This is a genomic window from Streptomyces sp. NPDC012474 (genome assembly GCF_042955185.1).
Taxonomy (GTDB): domain Bacteria; phylum Actinomycetota; class Actinomycetes; order Streptomycetales; family Streptomycetaceae; genus Streptomyces; species Streptomyces cahuitamycinicus.
The window spans coordinates 129,743-144,214 of record NZ_JBIBEP010000017.1; the positions used below are offsets into that span (position 1 = coordinate 129,743).

Consider the following 14,472-nt stretch of genomic DNA (forward strand, 5'->3'; position numbering starts at 1 on the left):
ATCCATGCTGCTGATCCCCTGCCCGTGGTGCGGACCTCGCGACGAGGCCGAGTTCCACTACGGCGGCCAGGCCCATGTGCCGTACCCGGAGGCCCCGGCGTCCCTCACCGACGAGGAGTGGGCCCGCTACCTCTTCTTCCGCGACAACCCGAGGGGCCCCTTCGCGGAGCGCTGGAGCCACGCCGCGGGTTGCCGCCGCTGGTTCAACGCCGTACGGGACACGTCGACGAACGAGATCCTGACGGTGTACCGGGTGGGGGAGGAGCGCCCGGAGACCGTTGAGGCGCGTTCGGTTGCTCTGCAGCCGCGTCCGGCGATCCCAGCCCGTCCGGCGTGTGAGGACGAGGCCGTTCAGGCCGATACGGGGGTCTGGGGGCAGAGCCCCCAGCGGGGTTCGGGGGCAGAGCCCCTGATTTCGGGAAGGGGCGGGGTGGGGGAGAACACCCAGCCCTTCCGCCACCCCACCCGAGGCCATATCCACCGCGACGAGCCACTCACCTTCACCTTCGACGGCACCGAATACCAGGGCTACAGGGGTGACACCCTCGCCTCCGCCCTCCTCGCCAACGGCGTCATCCAGACCGGCACCAGCATCAAACTGGGCCGCCCCCGCGGCATCTTCTCGGCCGGCGTCGAGGAACCCAACGCGGTCATCCAGATCGAGGAACCGTTCCCCGAGCCCATGCTCCCGGCCACCACCGTCGAGCTCTACGACGGCCTCGTCGCAACCAGCCTCCCGGGCCAGGGCCGTCTCGCCACCGAACCGGACCCGGCCCGCTACGACGCCGTGCACACCCACTGCGACCTCCTGGTCGTCGGCGCGGGCCCGGCCGGCCTCGCCGCAGCGGCGGCCGCCGCCCGATCGGGCGCCCGCGTCATCCTCGCCGACGACCAGCCGGACCCCGGCGGCAGCCTCCTCGGCACCGGCGAACTCCTCGACTGGGTGGCCGAGACGACCGCCCGGCTCGACGCCGCCCCCGACGTACGCGTCCTGCGCCGCACCACGGTCTTCGGCTACTACGACGACAACCACCTGCTCGCCGTGGAGCGCCGCACCAACCACCTCGGCGCCGCAGCCCCCGAGAAGGTCTCCCGGGAACGCGTCCACCGCATTCGGGCCCGCCATGTCGTCCTCGCCACCGGCGCCCATGAACGCTCGCTGGCCTTCGCGGACAACGACCGTCCCGGCGTGATGCTGGCCGCTTCGGCCCGCGCCTACGTCAACCGCCACGGCGTCCTGCCCGGCCGCCACGCGGTCGTCCTCACCACCAACGACAGCGCCTACGCGGTGGCGATGGACCTCGCCGCGGCGGGCGTCGCCGTCGAGGCCGTGGTCGACACCCGTCCAGAGCCGGGGAAGTGGGCCGAGCGCACCCGCCTGGCCGGCATCGAGGTGCTGGCGGGCCACGCCGTCACCGCCACGGAAGGCGCCCCCCGTCTCACCGCCGTGACCGTCGCCCCGTACGGGGAGACGACAGGGCGACGGGAATTCGCCGCCGACCTGCTCCTGGTCTCCGGCGGCTGGAACCCGGTCGCGCACCTGTTCAGCCAGGCGGGCGGCAAGCTCCGCCATGACGAGGAGCTCGGCAGCTTCGTCCCCGACACCTCCCGTCAGGCCGTCGAGGTCGCGGGTGCCGCGAGTGGCGTCCTCGACCTCGCGCGAATCCTGGCGCAGGGGGCGGCCGCGGGAGCCCGCGCCATCGAGGCCGAGGGCTACACCTCACAGGCGCCCCGCCTGCCACACCTGGTGACACAGCCGCAGACCCCGCCCATGCGGGTCTTCACCGTCCCCGGCCGGGAAGGCGCCCCGCGTTTCGTCGACCTCCAGCGCGACGTCACCGTCGACGACCTCACCCGGGCGACCGGCGCCGGAATGCGCTCGGTGGAGCACACCAAGCGCTACACCACGGCCGGCACGGCCAACGACCAGGGCAAGACCTCCGGCGTCCTGGCCAGCGGTGTCGTCGCCGAACTGCTCGGGGTAGACATCTCGGCGCTCGGCACGACCACGTTCCGGCCCCCGTACACCCCGGTCTCCTTCGCCGCCCTCGCCGGCCGTGACCGCGGCGTGCTGAGCGACCCGGTGCGCACGACCGCCCTGCACGAGTGGCATGTCGCGCACGGCGCCCTCTTCGAGAACGTCGGCCAGTGGAAGCGGCCCTGGTACTACCCGCGGGACGGCGAGGACATGGAGACGGCCGTGCTGCGCGAATGCGCCGCCGCCCGCGAGGGCGTCGCCTTCATGGACGCCTCCACCCTCGGCAAGATCGACGTCCAGGGCCCGGACGCCGCCGCCTTCCTCGACCTGCTCTACACCAACATGATGAGCACCCTGAAGGTCGGCATGATCCGCTACGGCGTGATGTGCCGCCCCGACGGGATGGTCTTCGACGACGGCACCGTCATCCGCCTCGACCAGCACCGCTACCTGGTCACCACCACGACCGGCAACGCCGCCACCGTGCTGGACTGGATGGAGGAGTGGCTCCAGACGGAGTGGCCCGAGCTGAAGGTCCACTGCACCTCCGTGACCGAGCAGTGGGCCACCGTCGCCCTGGTCGGTCCGAAGTCCCGCGAGGTGCTCGGCTCACTCGCCCCGCAACTGGCCGTGGCCAACGACGACTTCCCGTTCATGGCCTGGCGGGACACGACCGTCGCGTGCATCGGGGCCCGCGTGTGCCGGATCAGCTTCTCCGGCGAACTTGCCTACGAGATCAACGTGTCGCCGTGGGAGGCCCTCGCCCTGTGGGAGGCGCTGTACGAGGCGGGCGCCCCGCACGGCATCACCCCGTACGGCACCGAGACCATGCACGTCCTGCGCGCGGAGAAGGGCTATCCGATCGTCGGCCAGGACACCGACGGCACGGTGACACCGCAGGATCTCGGCATGAGCTGGGCGGTCTCGAAGAAGAAGCCCGACTTCATCGGCAAGCGTTCCTTCGCCCGTGCCGACACCGTCCGTCCCGACCGCAAGCATCTGGTCGGCCTGCTCCCGGAGGAGCCGGGCACGTTCCTCCCCGAGGGCACCCACCTGGTCGCGGACAGCGTGCTGCCGGCGCCCCCCGTCCCGATGCTCGGCCACGTCACGTCCAGCTACCGCAGCGCGGCCCTCGGCCGGACCTTCGCGCTCGCCCTGGTCAAGGGCGGACGCGAGCGCATCGGTGAGCGCCTCTACGCCCCCGTCGGTGACCGGCTGGTCCCGGTGACCGTCGCGAGCCCCGTCCTCTACGACCCCGAGGGAGCCCGCCGCGATGGCTGACACCGCCCTTACCGCCCCGCTCCGCAGCCCCCTGTCGCACGCCACGGACCGGCTGGCCGCCGCGACCCGCACCTCCGGGGGCGCCATCCGCCTCGCGGAACTCCCCTTCCTGACCCAGATCGACGTCCGCCTCGATCCCAAGGGAGCGGCGGCGGACGCCGTGGGGCTGGCGCTGGGCCTGCAACTGCCCGTCGAGCCCGGCACCGTCGTCCGTGCCGGAGAGCTGACCGCGCTGTGGCTCGGCCCCGACGAGTGGCTCGTGGTGGGTCCGCCGGGCGGTCAGCGCGGGCTGGAGAACCGGATCCGTGAGGCCGCCGGTGACGAGCCCGTGTCCGTCGTCGACGTTTCTGCTCAGCGCACCACGCTCCTCGTCGCCGGCCCCCGCGCCCACGACCTGCTGGCCCATGGCTGCTCGCTCGACCTGCACCCACGCGTCTTCGGCCCGGGCCGCTGCGCCCAGACGACCCTGGGCCGCACCCAGGTCGTCCTGGTGGCCCGTGACGACCCGAGAGCCGGGTTCTGGGTGCTGGTCCGCTCCTCCTTCGCCGGCTATCTGACGGACTGGCTGCTGGACGCCGCCGTGGAGTGGACGGGCTGACACGGACACCACGGAAGCGGGGGGGGGGGGGGGGGGGGGGGGGGGCGCCCGCGGGCGGGGGGGGGGGGGGGGGGGGGGCCCCCCCCCGCCCGGCGGGGGGGGGGCCCCCCGCCCCCCCGGCCCCCCCCCCCCGCCGCTCGGCGTGCGAGTCCTGCCCTGATCAACGACTCCTGTCTTGGTCAACGAGGCAGGCCGGGCCTCAGCCCGTATAGCCGAGACGGCGGCTGAGCTCGTCCGCTCCCGCGACCAGCACCTCTGCCAGTTCCATCATGCGCCCCTCGGTCAGCCGGAAGGCCGGGCCCGACGCGCTGAGCGCGGCGATGACCTCACCCTCATCCGAACGCACGGGCGCTGAGAGGGCGTTGAGGCCCTCCTCGTACTCCTGCATCGTGATGGCGTAGCCCTGCTCACGGGCCTCGGCGAGGTCCGCCTCCAGCTTCTTCCTGGAGGTCACCGTGTGCGGTGTCAGACGGGGCAGGCCCGTCGCGGTGAGGAGCTCGTCGCGGTCCTTGCGGCCGAGGTGGGCGAGGAGGATCTTGCCGCTCGACGTGCAGTGCAGCGGTGTCTGGCGTCCCACCCAGTTCTGCGCGGCGATGGCCGACGTGCTGCGCACCTGGTAGAGGTTGATCGCGTGGTGGGACTCGAGCACGGCGATGTTCATCGTCTCGCCCACGTCGTCGACGAGACGTTCGCAGATGCCCCGGCCGTGCCGGGTGACGGCGATGCGGCCCGTCACCGCGCCGGCCAGGCGTACGACCCCGAAGCCGAGACGGTACTTTCCGCGCTCGCTCTCCTGCTCGACCATCCCGTGCGCTTCCAGCGCGCCGAGCAGACGGAAGGCGGTGGACTTGTGGACGTCGATCGCCGCGGCCACCTCACTCACGCCTGCCTCGCCGTGCTGGGCGAGGATCTCCAGCACCGCGACAGCACGGTCAACGGACTGCACTCCGCCACTCGGAGCGCCTGCGGACTCGGCACCGTGGTTGCTCATGGCGAAACCCTAGGCGAAATGGGCAACAGGTGTGAGGGGGTGGGGGCCATTTTCCTCAGCGGAAGACGACCGTTCGGTTGTCGTTGACCATGATGCGGCTCTGGCTGTGCCATTCCACCGCCCGCGCCAGGACCTGCGCTTCGACGTCGCGCCCCAGGGCGACCAGGCTCTCCGGCCCCTGTGAGTGGCTCACACGGACGACGTCCTGCTCGATGATGGGCCCCTCGTCGAGGTCCGGGGTGACGTAGTGGGCCGTCGCTCCGACGAGCTTGACGCCGCGCTCGTGCGCCTGGACGTAGGGCCGGGCGCCCTTGAAGCTCGGCAGGAACGAGTGGTGGATGTTGATCGCCCGGCCTTCGAGCTGCTTGCACAGGTCGTTCGACAGGATCTGCATGTAGCGGGCGAGGACCACCAGGTCGATGTCCAGCTCCTCGACGAGCTCCAGCAGCCGCGCCTCCGCGTCGGGCTTCGTCTCCCGGGTCACGGGCACGTGGTGGAACGGGATCCCGTAGCTCTCGGCGAGCGGCTCGAAGTCCCGGTGGTTGGAGACGATCGCCGGCACCTCGATGTTCAGCGCGCCGGTACGGCAGCGGAAGAGCAGGTCGTTGAGGCAGTGCCCGAACTTCGACACCATGATCAGCGTGCGCGTCGGGGTCGACGCCTCGTACAGCTGCCAGGAGATCCGGTACGCCTCCGCCACCGGGGCGAAGCCGGACTTCAGGTCCTCCAGCGTCATGCCCGGGTCCGTGACGTCGAAGTGCACCCGCATGAAGAAGCGGTCCTTGAGCCGGTCGTCGAACTGCTGGCTCTCCTGGATGTTGCCGGAATGGCGGACGAGGAAGCCGGTGACGGCGTGGACGAGGCCCGAGCGGTCGGGGCACGACAGGGTGAGGACGAACTCACGGCACGTTGTGGGTCCAAGAGACACTGAGCCCTCCCTGAGGGAAGTGCGTATTGCGCAACAGTGGGACTGATACGCAACATGGTCCCGGCTGTGGCGGTCCGTGGTCAAGGTCTTGACACTGCTTCTGGTGGACTGCACTGTGAGTTGCGTAGCAAGAGGTCCGTTGCGTATGAGGCAACCACTCGCCCGACCGGGGCGCTTCACTCCGAGGTGAACCATGACTACGACCGGCCTGCCGGACAGCCTGATCGCGACCCTTCCCGGCGACCACTACACGGACCCGGAGATCTTCCGCCTGGAGCAGGAGCACATCTTCGAATCCATGTGGTTCTGCGCGGCCCGCTCGTCGGAACTGGCCAAGCCGGGTGCGTTCCGGACCGTTGACGTCGGGCGGGAGAGCGTCCTGCTGACCCGCTCGCGGGACGGCTCCGTCCGGGCCTTCTTCAACGTGTGCCGGCACCGGGGCGCGAAACTCTGCACGCAGGAGTCCGGCGAGGTGAAGCGGGCCTTCCAGTGCCCGTACCACGCCTGGACGTACGACCTGAACGGCAAACTCGTCGCGGCACCGAACCTGACCAGGATGCCGGACGTCGGCCGCACCGAGTACGGCCTGGCGAGCGTGGCCGTACACGAGTGGCTGGGCTACGTGTGGGTGTGCCTGGCCGAGGACCCGCCGCCGTTCGAGGAGTCGGTGATCGCCGACGTGGTCGCGCGCCTGGGCGACGTCGAGTCCATCGAGCGCTACGACGTCGAGAGCCTGGAGGTCGGCCGGCGGATCGTCTACGACGTCCAGGCCAACTGGAAGCTGATCATCGAGAACTTCATGGAGTGCTACCACTGCGCGACCATCCACCCGGAGCTGACCGAGGTGCTGCCGGAGTTCGCCGACGGGTACGCCGCGCAGTTCTACGTGGGGCACGGCGCCGAGTTCGGCGCGGACGTCCAGGGCTTCACCGTGGACGGCTCGGAGGGCCTGGACCGCATCCCGGGCGTCACCGATGACCAGGACCGCCGGTACTACGCGATCACGGTGCGCCCGCAGGTGTTCATCAACCTCGTGCCCGACCATGTGATCTTCCACCGGATGTTCCCGGTCGCGGTCGACCGCACCATCGTGGAGTGTGACTGGCTGTACCTGAAGGGCGTGGTGGAGAGCGGCCGGGACGTCAGCCGGTCCGTGGAGCTGTTCGACCGGGTCAACCGGCAGGACTTCGACGCCTGCGAGCGCTGCCAGCCGGCCATGAGCTCCCGGCTGTACGCCAAGGGCGGCGTCCTGGTGCCCAGCGAGCACCACATCGGCGAGTTCCACGACTGGGTCCAGGACCGCCTCGGCACCCGCTCGAACCTCGCGGAACGCTAGGCCCGCAAAGCCCCGCCCGCCCCGCGGCGGATTGTGGTCCGGCTGGAACCGGTGCGCTGACCGGCCCGCGGTCAGGGTCGTTCCCGCTCGCCCGACTCCGCCGTGTGGGCTGCTCGTCAGCACTCGATGACGTTGACCGCGAGCCCGCCGCGGGCCGTCTCCTTGTACTTGACCTTCATGTCGGCGCCGGTCTCCTTCATGGTCTTGATGACCTTGTCCAGGGAGACGTGGTGGCGGCCGTCGCCCCGCAGGGCCATCCGAGCCGCGGTGACGGCCTTGACCGCTGCCATGCCGTTCCGCTCGATACACGGGATCTGGACCAGGCCGCCGACCGGGTCGCACGTCAGACCCAGGTTGTGCTCCATGCCGATCTCGGCGGCGTTCTCCACCTGTTCCGGTGAACCGCCGAGGACCTCGGCGAGGCCCCCCGCGGCCATGGAACAGGCGGCACCGACCTCGCCCTGGCAGCCGACCTCGGCGCCGGAGATGGAGGCGTTCTCCTTGAACAGCAGGCCGATGGCACCGGCCGCCAGCAGGAACCGGACGACTGCGTCGTCGTCGGCTCCATGGACGAAATTGACGTAGTAGTGCAGGACGGCGGGGATGATGCCGGCGGCCCCGTTGGTCGGGGCGGTGACCACGCGGCCGCCGGCCGCGTTCTCCTCGTTGACCGCCATGGCGTAGAGGGTCACCCACTCCAGCGCCCGCCCGGCCGGATCGCCGTCGGCCCGCAGCGCCTTGGCCACGGCGGTGGCCCGGCGGCGGACCTTCAGTCCGCCGGGCAGAATCCCCTCGCAGGCCAGTCCGCTCGCGACGCATTCCCGCATCACCCGCCAGATCTCCAGCAGGCCGGTACGGATCTCCCGTTCGCTGCGCCAGGCCAGTTCGTTCTCCAGCATCAGCGCCGAGATCGACAGGCCCGTCTCCCGGGTCAGCCGCAGCAGCTCGTCACCGCTGGTGAACGGGTACTTGAGCACGGTGTCGTCGAGCTTGACCCGGTCCGCGCCCGCCGCGTCCTCGTCGACGACGAACCCACCGCCGACCGAGTAGTACGTCTTCTCCAGCAGCGGTGTGCCCTCGGCGTCGTACGCGAACAACGTCATGCCGTTGGCGTGGTACGGCAGCGAACGGCGGCGGTGCAGCACCAACTGCCTGTCCGGGTCGAAGCCGATCTCGTGGGCATCGCCCAGGTCGCGGCCCAGCAGTCGCAGCCGCCCCGTCGATGTGATCCGCTCGACGTCCCGCCCGGCTTCGGCCACGTCCACCGTGTGCGGCTCGTTGCCCTCCAGGCCGAGCAGTACTGCCTTGGGGCTGCCGTGGCCGTGTCCGGTGGCGCCGAGGGAGCCGAAGAGCTCGGCCCGCACCGCTGCCGTGCGGACGAGGAGCCCTTCCTCCTCCAGTCGTCCGGCGAACATGCCGGCGGCGCGCAGGGGGCCGACGGTGTGTGAACTGGACGGCCCTATGCCGATGGAGAAGAGGTCGAAGACGGAGATGGCCACGAGCGGGCTCCCGTTTCCTATTGAGCAACTGGACTCTCTATGTGCAACAGCCTTTCCCGTGGGTTCGGAGGTTGTCAAGACGGCGGCCGGCGCCGATCAGGTAGTTGGGCGCACTGCCCGACGCCGGGCGCACCGTCGCCCGGCGCTGCTGTCTTCGGTCAGGATCGGTGACGTCGCACCCGACCGGTGGCTCGGGCCCGCCTGCGGACCGGACGGGCCGGTCGGCGGCCACGTCGGCGCCCGCCTGCAGCCGCCTGCCGGAGAGGTGCCTGCGCCCCGTCCTCGGCGGCCTGGCTGCAGGCCTGGGCATCCTCTATGTCGCGCAGGCCCTGGCCTGAGGCGCCGAGGCCGCCGCGGCGCGGTCGAGGGCCGGACGCACTGTCAGTTGTCCGTGCCCTTGGGCTGCGCCTCGGTCTCGGGCGCAGCCGCCGACTCCGAGGCGGGGGCGGTGTAGAAGACGGACCTGCCCTGCTTGGAGCGCTCGGCCTGGCTCTTGGCCACGAGTCCTTCGAGCGTGATGCGCACGACCTTGGCGGCGATGCCGCGGTGGGGGTGGGCTTCGGCGAGCGCGGTGGAGATCTCCGCCGCGGAGCGCGGTTCCTTCTGCTCGATGAGATGGCGGCGGATGAGCTCGACCAGGGTGGGCTCCGGCGCCTTGGCGCTGTCCGCCGTCTTACCCTCGGGCTTCTTTGCCGCAGGCTTCCTGGCTGCCTTCTTCGCCGGCGTGGCAGTGGCCTTACGTGTCTTCTGCTTCTCGCCGGCCGCCGGACCGGCCTTCTTCCGGCGCGGGGAAGGCAGCACGGCACTCTCGGGCTCGGCTGCGGACCCGTTCGACGGTGTGGTGAGGCCGAGTGCCTGCTGCATGCTCACCAGCACGCCGTGGTCGTGCTGAAGAGCGGCGAGCTGCTCCTGCAAGGTGGTGATTTCCGCACCGATACGTTCTTGCTCCTTGAGGTTGGCTTCGAGATCTCCGGTCACCTGTGCGATGTACTGCGATGCCAGTTCGGTTGCGGGAGTCGTTGTCTCGGGCATGGCGCTGACCTTTCCTCGGCGTCACCGGCATGCTGCCGGTGATGCCTGTCCTGGGGCGGGGCTTCGGCGGCCCGGCGGGGGAGTTGCGCGTCCCGCGAGCTGCCTTGGTGAGAGATGGTACGGACATGAGAGGCCAGTTGTTCCCGCTGTGTGGTGTCCTCTTTGCCGGCGCAGCCCTCGTGACTGCGACCTTCGGAGTCAACGCACAGAGCACAGGCGCGAGTTGCTGTAGGACCCTGCCTGGCTGGTGCGGGCCGAACGCCTGCACGGCGCCCGTGGCCCGCCAGACAGGGCCGGGAGCGTTGCTATGTCGCGAGTGGAGCGGCTGCCACCACGGGCTGCGGGAAGGGCCTGGTGAGGGCTTCGGGGCGCAGGATCGCGTCCAGTTCGTCAGCGGTGAGCAGGCCGGCTTCCGCGGCGAGGTCCTTGATGGTGCGGCCTGTGGCAAGAGCTCGACGGGCAAGGGCCGTGGAGGCGGCGTAGCCGATGTGTGGAGCGAGCGCGGTCACCAGGCCGATGGAACGGTGAACCGTGTCGTGGAGGTGCTCGCGATTGGCCGTGATACCGGGCACGCAACGGGTCGCGAGGGTGTCACAGGCTGCGCGCAGGTGGGCCAGGGAGCGCAGCAGACTGTAGGCGATGACGGGCTCGAAGGCGTTGAGCTGTAGCTGGCCCGCCTCGGCGGCCATCGTCACTGTCAAGTCGTTGCCGATGACCTCGAAGGCGACCTGGTTCACCACCTCCGGGATCACCGGGTTGACCTTGCCGGGCATGATCGAGGAACCGGCCTGCACCGGCGGCAGGTTGATCTCACCCAAGCCGGCCGTGGGGCCGGAGGACATCAGGCGCAGGTCGTTGCACGTCTTGGAGATCTTCACCGCGACGCGCTTGAGGACGCCGGACAGCTGGACGAAGGCGCCGCAGTCCTGGGTGGCTTCGATGAAGTCGCCCGCGGGCCGGACGGGTTCACCGCTCATGCCGGCGAGGTACGAACAGGCGAGTTCGGCATAGCGGGGGTGTCCGTTGATGCCGGTGCCGATCGCGGTCCCGCCGAGGTTGGACTCGAGCAGCAGGGCGGCTGCCTCCGTGAGGCGTTGACGATCTTCCTCGATCATGACGGCATAGGTCGTGAACTCCTGGCCGAGTGTCATGGGAACAGCGTCCTGGAGCTGGGTTCGCCCCACCTTGAGGATGTCGCCGAACTCCTCCGCCTTCACGCCGAACGCATCGGACAGTGCCTTCATCGAGTCGCCCAGCTTGCGCAGCGAGCCGACCATGGCCAGGCGAATGGCGGTGGGGTAGACGTCGTTGGTGCTCTGGCCGAGGTTGACGTCGTCAAGGGGATGGATCACGTAGTAGTGGCCGCGCGGATGGCCAAGGATTTCCAGGGCCCGGTTCGCGATGACTTCGTTGGCGTTCATGTTCGTGGAGGTGCCGGCCCCGCCCTGGAGAGGGTCGACGACGAACTGCTCGTGCAACTGCCCGGAGCGGATCTCCTCGCATGCGCTGATGATCGCTTCGGCGATGTCCGGTGGAAGCAGCCCCAGGTCCCGATTGGCCTGTGCGGCCGCTTGCTTGACCGCTGCCAGTGATGCGATCAGGTCGGGGAACCGGGCGATGGTCGACCCGGTGATCGCGAAGTTGTGCACCGCTCGCACCGTGTGCACGCCGTAGTAGGCGTCGGCAGGGACCTCCATGTCTCCCACGAGGTCGTGTTCCACCCGTGTGTCGTGCGCCATCCGCGTCTCCTCGTTCGTGCCGGGTTCCGTCGGCGAGGCCGGTGCGAGACCCCCTTGACAGGCCACCGCTCTGGAGCCCAGTCTTACCGCCCAATACGCAGAGCGCAATATATTGGAGAAGTGGGAGGCTTCCATGAACACCCCGAACACGCCCGCCACCAGCGCGGACACCAGCACGGACACCAGCAAAACGAAACCCGCGGGACTGCTGCGGCGATGCCTGAGGATGCCGATCGGCGTGCAGTCGATCATCGCCGTAGGACTCGGAGCCACCCTCGGCACCTTCGCGCCCGCCACCGGCGAGCAGATGAAGCTCCTCGGCGACGTCTTCCTCAACCTGGTCCAGGTGGTCGTCCTGCCCCTGGTCTTCCCACTCATCGTGCTGGGCATCGCCCGCATGGAGTCGGTCAAGAAGGTCGGCCGGATCGCCGGCAAGGCGATCCTCTACTTCGAGCTCGTCACCACCGTGATCCTGCTGATCGCGGTGGGCCTCGCCAAGTTCATCGGCATCGGCAAGAACGCACCCGTCGTGGGGGCCGACGCCAAGGACCTGGAGGGCATGAGCCAGGGCATCGACTTCCACGAACTGATCCTGCACGCCGTGCCGAAGAACATCTTCGCCGCGTTCGGGGAGGGCAACCTGCTCGGCGCCATCACGTTCGCCCTGCTGGTCGGCGTGGCCATGGCCGCGATCGGGGAGAAGTCCAAGCCCTTCGCCGACGTCCTGGAGTCGGTCTCGACGGTGATGTTCAAGGTGGTCGGCTACGTCATCCGCGTCGCCCCGCTGGGCGTGCTCGGCTTCATCTCCTACGACGTCGCCCACTACGGCTTCGGCAACCTGCGCAGCCTCGCGGGCTTCGTCGCGGTGGTCTACGCGGGCCTGGCCATCGTGGTCGGCGGGCTCTTCCCGCTCATCGCCGCGTTCTACCGCATCCGCTACGTCGCGCTGCTGAAGTCGATCGCCAACCTGGCGGGCATCGCCTTCGTCACCCGTAGCTCCGAGTCCGTCCTGGCCCCGCTGATGAGCAGGCTGGAGGCCTTCGGGCTCAGCCGGTCGACGACCTCGTTCGTCGTCCCCCTCGGCTACTCCTTCAACACCGACGGCTCGGTCCTCTACCAGGCGGCCGCGCTGGTGTTCCTCGCCAACGCCTACGGCGCCGACACCTCGTTGCCCGCCCTTCTCCTGATGGTGGGCGTGCTGGTGATCCTCTCCAAGGGCATGGCCGGTGTGGCGTCCGCCTCCATCGTCGTCCTCATAGCGGCGGGCAACAGCGTCGGACTGCCCGCCGAGGGCGTCGCCCTGCTCCTGGGAGTCGACTTCATCGTCGACATGGCCCGCACCGGCGTGAACGTCATCGGCAACTCCCTCGCCGCCGCGGTCGTCGACAGTTCCGAGAAACGACGCGAAGCCAAGCGCGGCAGCGACACCTCCCACGCGCGGGTCGGCGCGGAGGCAACCGACCTCCAGAAGGAGACCGTCCAGTGAGCGTGCCCGCCCGTACGAGCGAGGTCATCGGCATCCTGGGCGGCATGGGCCCGGCGGCCACCGCCGACTTCTACGCCAAACTCGTCTCGATCACCCCCGGCACCAGCGACCAGGACCACCTCAGGACGGTCATCTGGTCCGACCCCACCATTCCCGACCGCTCCGAGGCTCTCCTCGGCGACGGCCCCGATCCCACGCCGTGGCTGCTCGACGGTGGCCGGGTGCTGCGCGAGGCAGGCGCCACGGTCATCGCCATCCCCTGCAACACGGCACATGCCTTCGTTCCCCATATCGCCGGCCACGTCGGCCTGCCCATCGTCCACATGATCGGCGAAGTCGCCCGGCACCTGACCACGCTGAGCCCGCGGATCCACACCGTCGGTCTGCTGGCCACGGCCGGCACCGTACGCGCGGGGCTCTACCAGGAGTGGCTGGACCGCTCCGGCATCCGCCTCCTGCTGCCCGGCGCCGCAAGTCAGGACCAGGAGGTCACGACCGCGGTCCACGCGGTGAAGGCAGGTACGCACGATGACAGGACGGCCGCACTGCTGGCCCGCGCCGCGCAGCGCCTGACCGCACGAGGGGCCCAGGCGGTCATCGCGGGCTGCACCGAGATTCCGCTGGGCCTGCGCGCCGACGCTGTGGACGTCCCCCTCGTCGACCCGGCGCTCATACTGGCCCAAGCCCTGGTCCGCCGTGCCGGAGCCGCTCACACGACCCGGTAGACGAGCGCCGGGCGATGTACTGTACGCAATATGTCACTTGACCGTCCCGTATCCCGCCGCCTCCTCAGCGACGAGGTCTTCGACCGCTTGCGCGACTCCATCGTGCGCGGGGAACTCGTGCCCGGGGAGAAGGTCAAGGACAGCGAACTCGCCGAGCGCCTCGGTCTCAGCCGCACCCCGGTGCGCGAGGCGCTCGCCCGGCTCGTCGACATCGGCTTGGTGGAGGCCAAGCCCGGCGTGTACACCCGCATCACCACCCTCAACCGCCATGACGTCGAGAAGACCCTCTCCGTGCTGCGCGCTCTGGACCAGCTGGCCATCGAAACGGCCGTGCCGGTCATGACCGAGATGGACCTGCGGCACATGCGCCAGGCCAACCGCGACTTCGAACGGGCCGTGGCCGCCAATGACACCGCGGCTGCCCTGGCCGCGGACGACCGCTACCACGCGGTCCCCATCGCTGCCGCAGACAACCCCGTGCTCAGCCGGATCGTCGAGCAGCTGCACCCGCAGATCCACCGCATTCTCCACCGCAAGTTCTCCACTCTCCTAGGTGGCCGCAACACCATCGAACACCACGACCGACTCATCGATGTCTGTACCGCCGGGGATGCCCGCGCCGCGGCCGAACTCTCCGGACAGCACTGGTCCGAGCTCGGCGGGCACATCAACCGGCTCTTCGACACCAACCAGTTCGCCGAGCCGCCGGCCGCCGGCTGACCCGCCTTCGAGCGCCCGTCCCGGTCGAGCGCACCAGGCCCGCCTCGCGCAGGTCCACAGAACACAGGTGACCTGCGGTTCGCTGGAGCCGAGGCGGGCGGCGACCTCCGACGTCGGGACGGGCTCGCGCCCGGTCGGCGCCCCACAGCGCTGCCGGGA

Annotated in this window: 11 protein-coding genes; 6 read left to right on the top strand and 5 right to left on the bottom strand. The window is 70.0% G+C overall.

Translation table 11 applies throughout. The features are described 5' to 3' along the window. The first annotated feature begins 4 nt into the window (after positions 1-4). Both ACFY9S_RS30775 and ACFY9S_RS30780 read left to right on the top strand, forming a co-directional pair. Positions 5-3,259 carry a sarcosine oxidase subunit alpha family protein gene (locus ACFY9S_RS30775; RefSeq protein ID WP_391134688.1) on the top strand — a complete coding sequence of 1,085 codons (3,255 nt, stop codon included), beginning with the start codon at positions 5-7 and terminating at the stop codon, positions 3,257-3,259. Continuing rightward, positions 3,252-3,857, top strand: a complete 606-nt coding sequence (locus tag ACFY9S_RS30780; RefSeq protein WP_391134691.1) for a sarcosine oxidase subunit gamma family protein — start codon at positions 3,252-3,254, stop codon at positions 3,855-3,857. Before ACFY9S_RS30775 ends, ACFY9S_RS30780 begins: the two co-directional genes overlap by 8 nt. Before the next feature lie 199 nt (positions 3,858-4,056). On the opposite strand, the gene ACFY9S_RS30785 is transcribed toward ACFY9S_RS30780, so the two are convergent. Both ACFY9S_RS30785 and purU read right to left on the bottom strand, forming a co-directional pair. Next, positions 4,057-4,848, bottom strand: coding sequence for an IclR family transcriptional regulator C-terminal domain-containing protein (locus ACFY9S_RS30785; protein WP_391134694.1), 792 nt, complete (start codon positions 4,846-4,848; stop codon positions 4,057-4,059). 55 nt (positions 4,849-4,903) lie between these two features. Further along, a complete protein-coding gene (gene purU / locus ACFY9S_RS30790; RefSeq protein ID WP_102911021.1) occupies positions 4,904-5,776 on the bottom strand; it encodes a formyltetrahydrofolate deformylase in 873 nt (290 codons plus the stop codon). 193 nt (positions 5,777-5,969) lie between these two features. Between purU and ACFY9S_RS30795 the strand changes: the two genes are divergently transcribed. Beyond that, positions 5,970-7,112 carry an SRPBCC family protein gene (locus ACFY9S_RS30795; RefSeq protein WP_391134697.1) on the top strand — a complete coding sequence of 381 codons (1,143 nt, stop codon included), beginning with the start codon at positions 5,970-5,972 and terminating at the stop codon, positions 7,110-7,112. A gap of 116 nt (positions 7,113-7,228) precedes the next feature. Here the strand turns inward: ACFY9S_RS30795 and ACFY9S_RS30800 are convergent, their stop codons facing one another. From ACFY9S_RS30800 to ACFY9S_RS30810, 3 genes are all read right to left on the bottom strand, one after another. Further along, positions 7,229-8,611, bottom strand: coding sequence for an L-serine ammonia-lyase (locus tag ACFY9S_RS30800; protein WP_391134700.1), 1,383 nt, complete (start codon positions 8,609-8,611; stop codon positions 7,229-7,231). 381 nt (positions 8,612-8,992) lie between these two features. Then, positions 8,993-9,643 carry a hypothetical protein gene (locus ACFY9S_RS30805; RefSeq protein ID WP_391134703.1) on the bottom strand — a complete coding sequence of 217 codons (651 nt, stop codon included), beginning with the start codon at positions 9,641-9,643 and terminating at the stop codon, positions 8,993-8,995. A 305-nt stretch (positions 9,644-9,948) separates the two neighbouring features. Then, on the bottom strand, positions 9,949-11,382 hold the full coding sequence (locus ACFY9S_RS30810) for an aspartate ammonia-lyase (RefSeq protein ID WP_391134865.1): 1,434 nt from the start codon (positions 11,380-11,382) through the stop codon (positions 9,949-9,951). A gap of 238 nt (positions 11,383-11,620) precedes the next feature. Between ACFY9S_RS30810 and ACFY9S_RS30815 the strand changes: the two genes are divergently transcribed. The 3 genes from ACFY9S_RS30815 to ACFY9S_RS30825 are packed head-to-tail and all read left to right on the top strand — an operon-like array spanning position 11,621 to position 14,313. Next, a complete protein-coding gene (locus ACFY9S_RS30815) occupies positions 11,621-12,868 on the top strand; it encodes a cation:dicarboxylate symporter family transporter (RefSeq protein WP_391134706.1) in 1,248 nt (415 codons plus the stop codon). Continuing rightward, positions 12,865-13,593 (top strand): amino acid racemase, encoded by a 729-nt coding sequence (locus ACFY9S_RS30820; protein WP_391134709.1) that lies wholly within the window; start codon positions 12,865-12,867, stop codon positions 13,591-13,593. The genes ACFY9S_RS30815 and ACFY9S_RS30820 overlap by 4 nt, the downstream gene beginning before the upstream one ends. A 30-nt stretch (positions 13,594-13,623) precedes the next feature. Continuing rightward, a complete protein-coding gene (locus tag ACFY9S_RS30825) occupies positions 13,624-14,313 on the top strand; it encodes an FCD domain-containing protein (RefSeq protein ID WP_391134712.1) in 690 nt (229 codons plus the stop codon). The last annotated feature ends 159 nt before the right edge of the window (positions 14,314-14,472 follow it).

What these genes read in the sequence shown, in the direction of transcription:
- ACFY9S_RS30775 (WP_391134688.1), top strand. Translation starts at nt 5, where the DNA reads ATGCTGCTGATCCCCTGCCCGTGGTGCGGACCTCGCGACGAGGCCGAG.
- ACFY9S_RS30780 (WP_391134691.1), top strand. Translation starts at nt 3,252, where the DNA reads ATGGCTGACACCGCCCTTACCGCCCCGCTCCGCAGCCCCCTGTCGCAC.
- ACFY9S_RS30785 (WP_391134694.1), bottom strand. Translation starts at nt 4,848, where the DNA reads ATGAGCAACCACGGTGCCGAGTCCGCAGGCGCTCCGAGTGGCGGAGTG.
- ACFY9S_RS30795 (WP_391134697.1), top strand. Translation starts at nt 5,970, where the DNA reads ATGACTACGACCGGCCTGCCGGACAGCCTGATCGCGACCCTTCCCGGC.
- ACFY9S_RS30805 (WP_391134703.1), bottom strand. Translation starts at nt 9,643, where the DNA reads ATGCCCGAGACAACGACTCCCGCAACCGAACTGGCATCGCAGTACATC.
- ACFY9S_RS30810 (WP_391134865.1), bottom strand. Translation starts at nt 11,382, where the DNA reads ATGGCGCACGACACACGGGTGGAACACGACCTCGTGGGAGACATGGAG.
- ACFY9S_RS30825 (WP_391134712.1), top strand. Translation starts at nt 13,624, where the DNA reads ATGTCACTTGACCGTCCCGTATCCCGCCGCCTCCTCAGCGACGAGGTC.